At 60.8% G+C, this 13,105-nt stretch carries 10 protein-coding genes; 7 read left to right on the top strand and 3 right to left on the bottom strand.

The genetic code is table 11. The features are described 5' to 3' along the window. Nucleotides 1–213: 213 nt before the first annotated feature. Together JMJ97_RS08990 and JMJ97_RS08985 are read left to right on the top strand one after the other, a co-directional pair. The gene (locus JMJ97_RS08990; RefSeq protein ID WP_118373012.1) at nt 214–885 is read left to right on the top strand and encodes a response regulator transcription factor; all 672 of its coding nucleotides are present in this window, start codon (nt 214–216) and stop codon (nt 883–885) included. A 9-nt stretch (nt 886–894) separates the two neighbouring features. Next, a complete protein-coding gene (locus JMJ97_RS08985; RefSeq protein ID WP_260700020.1) occupies nt 895–1,938 on the top strand; it encodes a sensor histidine kinase in 1,044 nt (347 codons plus the stop codon). Between the two features lie 201 nt (nt 1,939–2,139). Here JMJ97_RS08985 and JMJ97_RS08980 read toward each other — a convergent pair whose 3' ends face one another. Next, on the bottom strand, nt 2,140–2,577 hold the full coding sequence (locus JMJ97_RS08980) for a universal stress protein (protein ID WP_055285548.1): 438 nt from the start codon (nt 2,575–2,577) through the stop codon (nt 2,140–2,142). Between the two features lie 247 nt (nt 2,578–2,824). Between JMJ97_RS08980 and JMJ97_RS08975 the strand changes: the two genes are divergently transcribed. Together JMJ97_RS08975 and JMJ97_RS08970 are read left to right on the top strand one after the other, a co-directional pair. Continuing rightward, the gene (locus JMJ97_RS08975) at nt 2,825–3,805 is read left to right on the top strand and encodes an undecaprenyl-diphosphate phosphatase (protein WP_260700018.1); all 981 of its coding nucleotides are present in this window, start codon (nt 2,825–2,827) and stop codon (nt 3,803–3,805) included. A 332-nt stretch (nt 3,806–4,137) separates the two neighbouring features. Further along, a complete protein-coding gene (locus JMJ97_RS08970) occupies nt 4,138–7,038 on the top strand; it encodes an ATP-dependent helicase (RefSeq protein WP_260700016.1) in 2,901 nt (966 codons plus the stop codon). Between the two features lie 278 nt (nt 7,039–7,316). On the opposite strand, the gene JMJ97_RS08965 is transcribed toward JMJ97_RS08970, so the two are convergent. Together JMJ97_RS08965 and JMJ97_RS08960 are read right to left on the bottom strand one after the other, a co-directional pair. Next, the gene (locus JMJ97_RS08965) at nt 7,317–8,255 is read right to left on the bottom strand and encodes a type I phosphomannose isomerase catalytic subunit (protein ID WP_117840134.1); all 939 of its coding nucleotides are present in this window, start codon (nt 8,253–8,255) and stop codon (nt 7,317–7,319) included. A 68-nt stretch (nt 8,256–8,323) separates the two neighbouring features. Beyond that, the gene (locus JMJ97_RS08960; RefSeq protein WP_260700014.1) at nt 8,324–9,043 is read right to left on the bottom strand and encodes a GntR family transcriptional regulator; all 720 of its coding nucleotides are present in this window, start codon (nt 9,041–9,043) and stop codon (nt 8,324–8,326) included. 337 nt (nt 9,044–9,380) lie between these two features. On the opposite strand from JMJ97_RS08960, the gene JMJ97_RS08955 reads away from it, so the two are divergent. The 3 genes from JMJ97_RS08955 to nhaA all read left to right on the top strand — a co-directional run bounded on the left by JMJ97_RS08955 (nt 9,381) and on the right by nhaA (nt 13,051). Beyond that, complete coding sequence (locus JMJ97_RS08955) at nt 9,381–10,334, top strand: ROK family protein (protein WP_260700013.1); 954 nt, start codon at nt 9,381–9,383, stop codon at nt 10,332–10,334. Nucleotides 10,335–10,502: 168 nt separating this feature from the next. Next, nucleotides 10,503–11,426 (top strand): manganese-dependent inorganic pyrophosphatase, encoded by a 924-nt coding sequence (locus JMJ97_RS08950; protein ID WP_118226883.1) that lies wholly within the window; start codon nt 10,503–10,505, stop codon nt 11,424–11,426. Nucleotides 11,427–11,692: 266 nt separating this feature from the next. Continuing rightward, on the top strand, nt 11,693–13,051 hold the full coding sequence (gene nhaA / locus JMJ97_RS08945) for a Na+/H+ antiporter NhaA (RefSeq protein ID WP_260700011.1): 1,359 nt from the start codon (nt 11,693–11,695) through the stop codon (nt 13,049–13,051). Nucleotides 13,052–13,105: the final 54 nt, after the last annotated feature.

Below are 13,105 nucleotides of genomic sequence, written 5' to 3'. Positions count from 1 at the left end.
ATAACCGTGCAACGGAAAAGAGCCGCCCTTTCGGACGGCTCAAACTGTAATGGGGATTAAGAATCATTTTGGTCCCCGCCACCGCTGCGAGTGCGAGGCGGACAAAACGCCCCCGCTCGCGAACAGTTCTGTCACCTTGGTACCGCGCGCGGTGCACACCTGCAGTTTCGCGGCCATAATGGTGGCAAGACAACCAAGAGGGGAGCGGAATCCATGGCGCTAATCTATATCGTTGAGGACGACGAGCCCATCCGTCGCGAGCTCGCCGACATTTTGGCGCGTGCCGGTTTTGAGGTCGAGGCCTGCGAATCGTTTGAGCATGTCTCGCGCGATATTCTCGCCGCCGCGCCCGACCTGGTGCTGCTCGACCTCACGCTTCCCGTCAAGGACGGCCAGCATATCTGCCACGAGGTTCGCCGCGAATCCGAGGTCCCCATCATCGTCCTCACGTCGCGCACGACCGAGATCGACGAGGTCATGGCCATGACGCTCGGCGCGGACGACTTTGTTCCCAAGCCCTACAGCGCCCGTGTGCTCGTGGCGCGCATCAATGCCTTGCTGCGTCGCACCGCGGCGGCAGGCGAGCGCAGCACGCTCGTCCACAAGGGATTGGAGCTCGACCTCGCCCGCTCCATGGTCACCAATACGGCAACCGGCGACAGTACCGAGCTCACAAAAAATGAACTGCGTATCCTCTCGCTGCTTCTGAGCCGCGCGGGCAAGATCGTTTCGCGCTCGGCCATCATGCAGGACCTGTGGGACTCCGACGCTTTCGTGGACGACAACACGCTTACCGTTAACATCAACCGCCTGCGCACCACGCTCGAAAAAATCGGCATCAAGGGGTATTTGACGACGCACCGCGGCCAAGGCTATTCGGTCTAGGGGCCGGCTATGTCGTTTGCCAAGTTCTTTAAAGATGCGCTGCTTCCCGTCGCCGTGTGGACGTGCGGCGTGCTGCTGAGCTGCTTTGTGCTGACGGTCGCCGGCGCACCCGTTTCTATCGTGGTCGTGGCGGTTGGCGTGTCCTTTATCTTTGGTATGCTCGGCATCGTGATCGAGTACGCGCGTCGTCGTCGTTTTCTGCGCCAGCTGGAGCGTGCGGCAGAGGAGCTCGAGAGTCCCGCATGGGTGCAGGAGATGGTGCAATGCCCGACCTATGCCGAGGGCGAGCTCGAGTACGAGGTCTTGCGCCGGGTGGGCAAAGCCGCTTGTGACGAGGTTGCCGAAGGCAGGCGCCAGACCGATGACTATCGCGACTATATCGAGAGCTGGGTCCACGAGGCCAAGCTGCCTCTGGCGGCAGCCCATCTGATTTTGGAAAACCTGGACGGCAGCGAAGATGACCTGTCGCGCGTAGATGACCTGGGCCGCGAGCTTGCCCGCGTGGAGCGCTATATCGACCAGGCGCTCTACTATGCGCGCTCGGAGGTTGTGGAGCGCGATTACCTGATTCGTCGCTGGGACCTTAAGACCTTGGTGACGGGTGCGATTAAAGCCAACGCCCGCGAGCTCATCGCGGCGCACGTGGCTCCGGTGTGCGAGAACCTCGACTTTGAGGTCTTTACCGACGAGAAGTGGCTCGAGTTTATTCTGGGCCAGCTCATTCAGAACAGCATTAAATATGCGCGTGAGGACGGCGCAAAGATCGTGTTTTCGGGTGCGTTGCTGGACGAGGGTCTGGCGAGCGAGCGCATCGAGCTTACCGTTGCCGACAACGGCTGCGGCGTGTGTGCGGCAGACCTGCCGCGCGTGTTCGAGAAGGGTTTTACCGGCGACAACGGCCGCAACACCAAGCGCGCAACGGGCATCGGCCTCTACCTGGTGGCGCGTCTGTGCTCCAAAATGGGCATCGACGTCACCGCAGCGTCCGAGCCCGGCGAAGGCTTCGTCGTAACATTCGCTTTTTCAACGAACAAGTTCCAATATTTCGAGTAACGCACGCGGCAGACGTCCGCCCAAACAAAAACGTGCCGCCCCAAACGGGGCGGCACGCCATCTTTTGTCAGCCAACTCGCTGAAGTACGGTGACGAAGGCGCAAGGCCGGGAGGGGTTATCTAAGCCGACATCCCGCAGCCGCGAAGCGGCGAGGACGTCGGCGTGATAACCCCGCAGGCCTTGCGCCGGCGGGAAGGAACCTACTTCACGACCAAAATGTCGCAGTCCGTATTGCGCAGCAGGAACGTCGAAATCGAGCCCAGAAGCGCGTACTTAATTGAGGACAGGCCGCGGGCGCCGCAGAGCACCAGATCGGGCTTGACCACGTCGAGCATCTCATCCTTGAGCGTCTCACGAATGCGGCCGGTGCGAATCATGACCTCGACCTCGGGAATGTCGGGATTGGCCTTGGCCTCCTCGAGTTGCTTGGCGATGGAGTTGTTAAAGGCCTCCTCCAAGCCGTTGACCAGGTCGACCGGATAGGAACCGGCGCTCTCGAGCGCGGTGGAGTCGATAACGTGGCCGATGATCAGCTTAGCGCCGTTGTTCGCGGCGACCTTGATGGCGCGTGCGAGCACAAAATCCTGCTGCTCAGTACCGTCGAGTGAAACAAATACCTTGGTATAGCCCTCGTTCATGGTTTCCTCCTTGGTCTATCGCACGGGCGCGGGGCTCGTGCGTCGGGCGGGCGCGGGCGCGTTGGCCGCCGGACACTTTATCTTGTTGCAGTTATACCCAAGGATTTGGGTTTGACCGCTCGCAATTCTGTGAACGGGCGAGTTTTTTGGTAAGGGTAGGCGTAGACGCGCCCGAACGGTTGATAATGGGACATCGCCCGCACCGTCCGCAGAACAATATCGGCGGGTGTCTAATGAGGGGGTCCCTTTGGATATTATCGAGCTTCTAAAATCTGCCTTCATGGGCCTGGTCGAGGGCATCACCGAATGGCTGCCTGTTTCGTCGACCGGTCACATGATCTTGGTGGACGAGTTCGTCAAGATGAACGTGAGCGAGACGTTCTGGAATATGTTCCTGGTCGTGATTCAGCTCGGCGCCATTCTGGCCGTCTGTGTGCTGTTCTTCCATGAGCTCAATCCGTTCTCGCCCAGCAAGGGTAAGGAGGGCCGTCGCGACACCTGGGTGCTGTGGGGCAAGATTGTGCTCGGTTGCATTCCTGCGGCGGCGATCGGCCTACCGCTCAACGACTGGATGGAGGAGCATTTCTACAATGCTCCCGTCGTGGCGCTGGCGCTCATTGTGTACGGCGTGCTGTTTATCGTGATCGAGAACTGGCGCGCGAGCAAGCGAGAGGAAATGGCCGTTGCCGGTTCGTTTGGTTCGCGTGCTGTGGTGTCGGGTGGACGTCCCGCCGGTGCGCACTTTGCGGCGCCCGCCGCGGCTACCGCTGAGGATGAGGGCGATGACGAGGATCTGGACTTTGGCTCCATCGCCACGCTCGAGGACCTGAGCTGGAAGACTGCGCTGGGTATCGGCTGCTTCCAGGTGCTTTCGCTGGTGCCTGGTACGTCTCGCTCCGGTTCCACCATCATCGGCGGCCTGCTTTTGGGCTGCACGCGTTCGGTGGCGTCCAAGTTTACGTTCTTCCTGGCCATCCCTGTTATGTTTGGCGCGAGTGCGCTCAAGCTGGTTAAGTACTTCATCAAGGGCGGCACGTTCGGCGCCAACGAGGTCGCTATCTTGGGCGTGGGCTGCGTTGTGGCCTTTGTGGTTTCGCTCATCGCCATCAAGTGGCTCATGGGATTCGTCCGCCGTCACGACTTTAAGTGCTTCGGTGTTTACCGCATCATCCTGGGCATCGTGGTGCTCGCGTACTTCTTCGTCTTGGAGCCGATGCTCGGCCTCTAACTTAGTCGACGCTGCGCGGCGGCCGGGGCGACAACTTGTCATTCAAAGGGGGTGGCATGACCAAAAGGTCTATGCCGCCCCCTTTTCATGCCAATTTGTTCGCCCCGGCCGCCGCTCGCTGCTGCTGCCATGACATCGGCGGTTTCGTGATTGCCAATAGATTGGTGCAAAGTAACCTGACCCCATTGCGCCAAATCCGCTGGGCGGGCCCGATTGTGGCGGACGGAGTCGTGGTGTGATTTGCGTCGGTGTCCGCGCGGCTCGGTATACTGGTACGGCTCAAACTATGGCGCCGCCCGCAGGCGCGCCGTCCGTCAGATGAGGAGTCGCCCATGACCCAGCCCTTGCCCTGGGAAAAGAACGCCGCGGTACCCGTGCCGCCCACGCCGGAACCCGTGCCGCTCGATGCATACACCGCCCCCGCTGCGCCGGAGCCCGAGCTCGTTCCGCTCGACATCTACGACGCTCCCGCGCCGGCACCCAAACCCGCCAAGCCGCTCGTCGACCTCGACAGCCTTAATCCCGCCCAGCGCGAGGCGGTCCTGACCACCGAGGGTCCGTTGCTGGTCCTTGCCGGCGCCGGCTCGGGCAAGACCCGCGTCTTGACCTTTCGCATCGCACATATGCTCGGCGACCTGGGCGTTAAGCCCTGGCAGATCCTTGCCATCACGTTTACCAACAAGGCCGCGGCCGAGATGCGCGAGCGTCTGGCGGCACTCATCCCCAGCGGTACCCGCGGCATGTGGGTGTGCACCTTCCATGCTATGTGCGTGCGCATGCTGCGCGAGGACGCTGACCTGCTGGGCTACACCGGTCAGTTCACCATCTACGATGACGACGATTCCAAGCGCATGGTGCGCGATATTATGCAGGCGCTCGGTATCGAGCAAAAGCAATTCCCCATCAACATGATCCGCAGCAAGATCAGTTCGGCCAAAAACGCCATGATCGGCCCCGAGGACATGCTCAAATCCGCCGACAGCCCCAACGACAAAAAGGCCGCGCAGGTCTACTTGGAGCTGGAACGCCGCCTGCGCGCCGCCAACGCGATGGACTTCGACGACCTGCTCGTGCGCACGCTCGAGCTGCTGCGCACCCGCCCCGAGGTGCTCGACAAGTACCAAGAGCGCTTCCGCTACATTAGCGTCGACGAGTATCAGGACACCAATCACGTCCAGTACGAGATCGCCAACCTGCTGGCCGCCAAGTACCAAAACCTCATGGTCGTGGGCGACGATGACCAGTCCATTTATAGCTGGCGTGGCGCCGACATCACCAACATCCTGGACTTTGAGCAGGACTTTAAAAACTGCAAGACCGTTAAGCTGGAGCAGAACTACCGCTCCACGGGCCATATCCTGAGCGCCGCCAACGCCGTGGTGCGCCACAACTCGCAGCGCAAGGACAAGCGCCTGTTTACGGCCGAGGGCGATGGCGAGAAGATCCAGGCCTTCCAGGCAAGCGATGAGCGCGACGAGGGCCGCTGGATTGCCGGCGAGATCGAGAAGCTGCACTCCAAGGGCACGAGTTACGACGACATCGCCGTGTTCTACCGCACCAACGCTCAGTCGCGTATTCTCGAAGATATGTTCCTGCGCGCAGGCGTGCCCTACAAGATCGTGGGTGGCACGCGATTCTTCGACCGTGCCGAGATCCGCGACGTCATGGCCTATCTTAAGATGATTGTGAACCCGGCCGACGAGATGAGCGTCAAGCGCGTCATCAACACGCCGCGCCGCGGCATCGGCTCCACCTCGATTCAAAAGATTGAGCAGCTGGCACGCGACAACCGCTGCTCGTTCTTCCAGGCTTGCGAGATCGCGTGCGCCGAAACCGGCATGTTTAGCGCCAAGGTGCGCAATGGCCTGTCGAGCTTTGTGTCGCTGGTGTGCGAGGGCCGTCGCATGGACGGAGAGCTCAAGGACGTTGTCGAGATGATTGTCGATAAGACGGGCCTGCTGCAGGCTTTCCGCGCCGAGGGCACCATGGAGTCCGAGAGCCGCGCCGAGAACATCCAGGAATTCCTGGGCGTCGCCGCCGAATTTGAGGAGACGCACGAGGATATCGAAGGTACGCTCGAGAGCTTGGAAGAGCTGCGCGCTGCCGGTGTTGCCGATGTGCCTGCTAGCGCCGAGCCCGAGCCTGTCGTGGTGAGCGCGCCTGCGCCCGAACCGGGGCCATCTGCCCCGGTATCCTCGTTTGAGGCGCTCGTTGGCGCGCGTGACGCCGCGGGCTCCAATCCGCTCGATAGCTTGGCCGCTCCGGCGCTGTCTCCGCAGGATGCCCTGGCCGCCGCCATCGCGGGCAACGCGTATGCCGCGCCGACGGAGATGCCGGCGGGTGCCGTGCATGCCGACGAGATCGAGCGCACCTACGGTCCGCTCACCTGTAAGGCGCTGCCGGCGCTCATGGAGTGGCTGGCCCTGCGCTCCGACTTAGATTCCCTGGCCGGCGAGACGCATGCCATTACCATGATGACCATCCACTCCGCCAAGGGCCTGGAGTTCCCGGCGGTGTTCGTGGCCGGCATGGAGGAGGGTATCTTCCCGCACGTGCACGACTTTGGCGGTAGTGACGATCCGGGCAAGCTCGAGGAGGAGCGTCGCTTGGCCTACGTCGCCATCACGCGTGCTCGCAAGCGCCTGTTCCTGACCTATGCGGCCACGCGTCGCACCTACGGCTCGACCTCTGCCAACCCGCGCTCGCGCTTCCTCAACGAGATTCCGTTTGAGGATATCGAGTTTAGCGGCATCGGTTCTGCCGGTTTTGAGGGCACGGGCTGGGAGAAACGCGGCGACCGACACGGCACCTTTGGATCGGGTATGGGCTCGGACATGTATGGCGGCAAGGTGTTTGGTTCGCATACGCGCTCGACCGGCGGTTCCGGTTCGCGTGGCGGATCGAGCTTTGACGATTTCTTTGGCGGCAGCAGCTACGGGACCGAGCGCCATCGTGGGGTTTCGCCCGATGCCGGCCGTGTTGCCTCGACCTTTGGTTCGGGTGCGCCGCGAGCCAAAAAGCCGTCGTCCAAGGTGTCCCCGACGGTGGAGCGCAAGGTCGATCGTGCCAGCGCATCGCAGGACTTTGCCGCGGGCGATACCGTGAGCCACAAGACTTTTGGCACGGGTACCGTGCTCTCGGTCGTCGGAGACATGATCGAGGTCCAATTCGAAAAGACCGGCCAGACCAAAAAGCTTATGAAGGGCTTTGCTCCGATCGTCAATCTGTCGTGATCCCGGCGGACCTGGGCGGGCGTATGGGGCAACATCGCCTGCTCGGGCAGTCCTGCTCGCACGGAGAGCACATTAAGTGCTCTCCGGCTCGTGCGGAACTCGCGATCGATGTTGCCCCATACGCCCGTCCAGGTCCTTAGATAACGTTGCTTGCGAACGTCGCTCTGCTCGTCCGCTTTTTTGATCTGGAGAGCCGGGTGGGCTGATATATATGGATAAGGGGCTCCTCCGTTGGTGGACGGGGGAGCCCCTTGTTGCGTTTTGGTTGTTGCTGCGACCTAGAGGTGGCTGATGATCAGTTCCATCTTGCCTTCGAGGTCGATGGAGCTGACGGTGTTCGGGGCCAGCAGGTGGCTTCCCTTGTGGACGGGGTCGCCGCAGACGGTGCCTTCGCCGTCGATGACCGACAGGCACATGAAGGGCCAGCGCTGGTCGAGGATCTTGCTGCCGTCGACACGCACGCGATCGACGGTGTAGCAGGGGTTAGACTCGAGCTCGGTCACGCCGTCCACCTCGGGCGCGGTCACGGTACCATCGACCGGGGCCTGGACGTCAAAGTCGATGCAGTCGAGGCTCTGCTTAATGTGCAGCGGGCGCAGTTTGCCGTCGGTGCCCGGGCGATCATAGTCGTACAGACGATACGTCACGTCGCTCGACTGCTGCGTTTCCAAAATGAGCGTGCCGGCCTTGATGGCGTGAACGGTACCGGAATCAATCTGGAAAAAGTCGCCCTTGTGGATCGGTAGTACGTTGAGCATGTCGTCCCAGCGGCCGTCCTTGATCATCTGTGCGGCCTCAGTGCGGTCTTTAGCACGCTGGCCGACGATGATCGTGGCGCCGGGCTCGCAATCCAGCACGTACCAGCACTCGGTTTTACCCAGGCTGCCGTTCTCGTGCTCGGCGGCGTACTCGTCGTTGGGATGAATCTGGATCGAAAGGTCGTCCTTGGCGTCCAGAATCTTGATGAGCAGCGGGAACTCCTTGCCCTCGCAGTTGCCAAAGAGCTCGCGGTGCTCGGCCCACAGCCACGACAGCGTGTGGCCGGCGTACGGTCCCTCCGCAATCTGGCAGTCACCGTTGGGATGGGCCGAGATGGCCCAGCACTCACCGATGGGACCTTCGGGAATGTCGTAACCAAATACGGTTTCGAGCTGGCGGCCACCCCAGATCTTCTCGTGGAAGATCGGCGTCAGTTTAATCAAATCGGACATATTCATACCCCCATTATGTTGCGCGGGCGTTGCACAAAACAGCTCAAAACGAGCGCCCGCGTGACTACAAAAACTTATGCCAACGTTACGTTGTGCAACTCAAAGCGATCGCCAACGTTGCGCGAGATCGAATACTCAAAGGCGGCGCCGCTGTCCAAAAAGCCAATCTGGGTGAGCTCGAGCAGGGGAGAGCCAAGTTTGGTGTCCAGACGCTCGGCTTCTTCCTCGGTTGCTGCCACGGCGCGAATGGTACGGTGGAAGCTCGAAATCTTCAGCCCACATTGCTCGCGGATGAAGCGGTAGACCGATCCGTACAGGTCCTTCTTTTTAAGGCCTGGAATCAGCTCGAGGGGCATGTAGGTGTACTCGATAACGATGGGCTTCTCATCGGCCTGACGCACGCGCACGACGTGATAGGCAAAGTCATCCTCGGCAATTCCCAGCTGGGCTGCGATGTCCGCTGGTGGATTAACGATCGAGAAATCGTAGACCACCGAGGTCACCTTCTCCCCGCGATGCTCATACGAAAAACCCTGGGTACGGTCGTTTTTGCCCTGGAAAAACGCCTGGCCGGGAAGCCCCGCCGTGTCCTTAACGTAGGTACCCGATCCACGCCGGCTGGTAATAAGACCTTCTTCGGTGATTTGTTCAATAGCTCGTTTGACGGTGATTTTGGAAACGTTATAGAGCTTGCAGAACTCAACGACGGTAGGAAGCTTGTCGCCCGGTTTAAGAGCGCCATCCTCGATAGTGCGACGAATATCTGCAGCTATCGCTTCGTATTTGGGAATCATGGAACCTCCTTTCAAACTTGGTTGAGTATAAAAGAAAGTATAGTCAACACCTAAGTATCTCTATTGAGTTATTGAAAAGTTCGAGAAAGATAAAATTAAAAGTCGCCCCGCTTGAAAAATTAGAGCGTTTTAAATGATAAACGTCTGAGTAGTGTCGTGTTGAGAAATGATCGGTCCGAGGACGGGGCCGAACCGATATAACACCCAGCGAACCGAATCTCGTACTCTGCGCTTCCCCAGATAAAACCTGCCAAAACAAACCTGTCCCTTTTTGGTAGGTTTTTGCCTTGGGAGCGGTACCATACAGGCAATGTTTAAACGAGAAAGGTGGGCTCCCATGGAACCTAAGCAGTACTACATCGGCATTGACGTCGGCGGCACTTCGGTTAAGGAGGGCCTGTTCGACGAGGATGGAAACCTGCTGGCCAAGGCCAGCGTGCCCACGCCTCCCATCGTTGACGCTGCGGGCTTTGCCGCGGTGACCGAGGCTATCGACCAGGTGGTCGCCAAGGCGCAGATTCCGCGCGCCTTTGTGGCGGGCATTGGCCTGGCCGTTCCGTGCCCCATCCCGGCATCGGGCGATGCCAAGGTCAAGGCCAACATTGCCATTAACCTGCCCGAGCTGAGGATTGCCATTCAAAAGCACTGCCCCGATGCGGTCGTTAAGTACGAGAACGATGCCAACGCCGCTGCCATGGGTGAGGCCTGGCTCGGTTCTGCCAAGGGCGTGCAGAACGTGGTGATGGTCACCATCGGTACCGGCGTGGGCGGCGGCGTTATCGTTAACGGCGACGTGGTATCGGGTGTTGTGGGTGCTGGCGGCGAGATTGGCCATATGTGCCTGAACCCGGCTGAGGAGCGCACCTGCGGCTGCGGCGGCCATGGCCACCTGGAGCAGTATTCCAGCGCCACCGGCGTGGTGAGCAACTACCTTGCCGAGTGCGAGAAAGCGGGCGTCGAGCCCATCGAGCTCACCGGTCCCTCCGATTCCAAGGACGTGTTCCAGGCCTGCCGCGAGGGCGACAAGCTTGCGCTGGCCGCGGCCGATACCATGGCCGACTATCTCGGTCGCGCACTGGCGCTTATTGCCAACGTGGTCGATCCCGAGATGTTCCTTATCGGCGGCGGCGCCTCCGCCTCGGCCGATGTCTACCTCGACAAGGTTCGCGAGCACTTTAAGCAGTACGCGCTTTCCGCCTCGCGCGAGACGCCCATTAAGGTCGCTTCGCTCGGAAACGACGCCGGCATCATCGGTGCTGCCTACGTAGCCCTGCGCGCTGCCGGTAAATAGCTGGTGCAAGGGGGACAGGTTACATTGCACCAACATGGTGCAAAAGGGACAGCCTTGGCCCCCGTGCCTGCGCCCCAAAATATGCCGTGGCCCTTCCGTCTGCGAAGGCTCGGCATCGGCGTGCTACCATAGCTACGTCCAAGTACACATATCAAGTGGAGGATATCCATGGCAAACGTTCTTGTCTTTGGTCACCAGAACCCCGATAACGACGCCATCATGAGCGCCGTCGTCCTGTCCCAGCTGCTCAACCAGGTTGAGTATGCCGGCAACACCTACGAGGCCTGCGCCCTTGGTCAGCTTCCGGCCGAGTCCGCCAAGCTGCTCGCCGACGCCGGCATCGCCGAGCCCCGCGTGATCGAGTCCGTCGAGGCTGGTCAGCTCGTCGTCCTCACCGACCACAACGAGTCTGCCCAGTCCGTCGCCGGCCTTAAGGACGCCACGGTCTTTGGCGTTGTCGATCATCACCGCATCGGCGACTTCGAGACCGCCGGCCCGCTGCACTACATCTGCCTGCCCTGGGGCTCCAGCTGCACCATCGTCACCAAGCTCGCCGGCGTGCTCGGCGTTGAGCTTTCCGACGTCCAGGCCAAGCTGCTGCTCTCGGCCATGATGACCGACACGCTCATGCTCAAGAGCCCCACCACCACCGATGTCGACCGCGCCGTCGCCGCCAAGCTCGGCGAGCAGGTGGGCGTCGACCCGGTCAAGTTTGGCATGGAGGTCTTCCTCACCCGTCCGTCTGGCTCCTTCACCGCAGCCGAGATGGTCGGCAACGACATCAAGATGTTCGAGCCTGCCGGCAAGAAGCTGCTCATCGGCCAGTACGAGACTGTCGACAAGACTCGCGCACTCGGCATGATCGACGAGATTCGCGAGGCCATGCGCGCCTACGCCGCCGAGAAGGGTGCCGACGGCATCGTCCTGTGCATCACCGACATCATGGAGGAGGGCTCGCAGGTCCTGCTCGAGGGCGAGACCGAGGCTGCTCAGAAGGGCCTGGGCATTGCCGACGAGCACGACGGCGTCTGGATGCCGGGCGTCCTCTCCCGTAAGAAGCAGGTTGCTGCCCCCATCATGGCCGCCTGCTAGGTTTAGTTGACCAAACGCTACGACCGGATCGCGGACACCCCGCCTCCGGTCGTTTTTTGTGTACGGCGCCGCGTCGTCTCTTGGACGGGCGTGCCCGTGCCGTTGAGCAAATAATGTTCAACCTGTGGTTCCGCTTTTCGGCCGTGCTTGTGCGCTTGTCGTACAGGGTAGGCTAGATGCAAGCGTAATACGTTAGAGCGCGGCGCCGCCACTTGGGCGGGCCGTGCTTTTTTAAGACGGGAGCTTTCCCGTGAAAGGAGCCGCCCATGGCAGCAACTGAGCAGCTGTTCAACGTTCGTGAGCGCAAGCGCTTTGAGCGTCACGACATCTGGGAGCGCATCGCCGAGAACGGCACGATTTCCGCCGCCGTCATGGTCTTCGCCGCCATCGCCGCCGTCATTTGCGCCAATACCGATGCCTATGAGGCCATCCATCACTTTTTGGAGACCCCGCTGTATGTGGGTCTGGGCAACCTTACGGCCGGTCTCACCGTCGAGCTATTCGTCAACGACTTCCTCATGGCGATTTTCTTTTTGCTGGTGGGCATTGAGCTCAAGTATGAGATGACGGTCGGCGAGCTCAAAAACCCGCGCCAGGCCATGCTTCCCATGCTGGCGGCCGTGGGCGGCGTCGTCGTTCCCGCCTGCATCTATCTGATCTTTAACCATGCCGGCGCGCACAACGGCTGGGCCATTCCCATGGCAACCGATATTGCCTTTGCGCTGGGCGTGCTGTCGCTTTTGGGCAATCGCGTGCCCAACGGCGTGCGCGTGTTCTTCTCGACGCTCGCCATCGCCGACGACCTCATTTCCATCGCCGCCATCGCCATCTTCTACGGCCAGAGCCCCAATCCGTTTTGGTTGGGCGCCGCCGCGCTTGTGACCTGCGCGCTCGTGTGGCTCAACAAGACGCAGCATTACCGCCTTGCCCCGTATTCGGTACTGGGTCTGCTGTTGTGGTTCTGCATGTTCAAGAGCGGCGTGCATGCCACGCTTGCTGGCGTCATCTTGGCCTTTACCATCCCGGCCAAGTGCGGCGTCAAGCTCGATAGTCTGACCGACTGGCTGGGCGAGTGCCTGCCGTTGCTCGACGACCGCTACGACGACGAGGCGCACATCCTGGGCCAGCATGACTTTACCGTCTCGACCACCAAGGTCGAGCGCGTCATGCATCGCGTGACCCCGCCGCTCATCCGCATGGAGCGTCTGATTTCCACGCCGGTCAACTTTGTGATCCTGCCGATCTTTGCGTTCGTCAACGCACAGGTTCGCCTAGTGGGCGTGGACATGAGCACGCTGCTCACCGACCCGGTGACGCTCGGCGTGTACTTTGGCATGCTGCTGGGTAAGCCGATCGGTATCTTTGGCATGACGTTCGCCTTGGTCAAGCTCAAGGCCTGCGAGCTGCCGCGCAATGTCAACTGGCACATGATTGCCGGTGTGGGCATTCTGGGCGGCATCGGCTTTACCATGTCGATTCTCATCAGCGGCCTTGCCTTCCCGACGGCTGAGTTTGAGGTTCTGGCCGCCAAGGCTGCCATTCTTGCCGGTTCGGTCACCGCTGCCGTGCTCGGCATGATCTACATGAGCGTGGTTTGCAAACACCCCGCGCCCAAGGGCGAGTAAAAGCTCGAAAACAGACACCAGAACCGGTTTGGATGCGTTCGAAACTCGGATCAG

It is taken from the genome of Collinsella aerofaciens, from assembly GCF_025289055.1.
GTDB lineage: Bacteria > Actinomycetota > Coriobacteriia > Coriobacteriales > Coriobacteriaceae > Collinsella.
The sequence above is the reverse complement of the archived record's forward strand: the minus strand, read 5'-3'. Positions and strand labels throughout refer to the sequence as shown.

Bases quoted from the DNA above. Each gene is read 5' to 3' on its own strand.
- JMJ97_RS08990 (WP_118373012.1), top strand. From the start codon at position 214: ATGGCGCTAATCTATATCGTTGAGGACGACGAGCCCATCCGTCGCGAG.
- JMJ97_RS08985 (WP_260700020.1), top strand. From the start codon at position 895: ATGTCGTTTGCCAAGTTCTTTAAAGATGCGCTGCTTCCCGTCGCCGTG.
- JMJ97_RS08980 (WP_055285548.1), bottom strand. From the start codon at position 2,577: ATGAACGAGGGCTATACCAAGGTATTTGTTTCACTCGACGGTACTGAG.
- JMJ97_RS08970 (WP_260700016.1), top strand. From the start codon at position 4,138: ATGACCCAGCCCTTGCCCTGGGAAAAGAACGCCGCGGTACCCGTGCCG.
- JMJ97_RS08965 (WP_117840134.1), bottom strand. From the start codon at position 8,255: ATGAATATGTCCGATTTGATTAAACTGACGCCGATCTTCCACGAGAAG.
- JMJ97_RS08960 (WP_260700014.1), bottom strand. From the start codon at position 9,043: ATGATTCCCAAATACGAAGCGATAGCTGCAGATATTCGTCGCACTATC.
- JMJ97_RS08955 (WP_260700013.1), top strand. From the start codon at position 9,381: ATGGAACCTAAGCAGTACTACATCGGCATTGACGTCGGCGGCACTTCG.
- JMJ97_RS08950 (WP_118226883.1), top strand. From the start codon at position 10,503: ATGGCAAACGTTCTTGTCTTTGGTCACCAGAACCCCGATAACGACGCC.
- nhaA (WP_260700011.1), top strand. From the start codon at position 11,693: ATGGCAGCAACTGAGCAGCTGTTCAACGTTCGTGAGCGCAAGCGCTTT.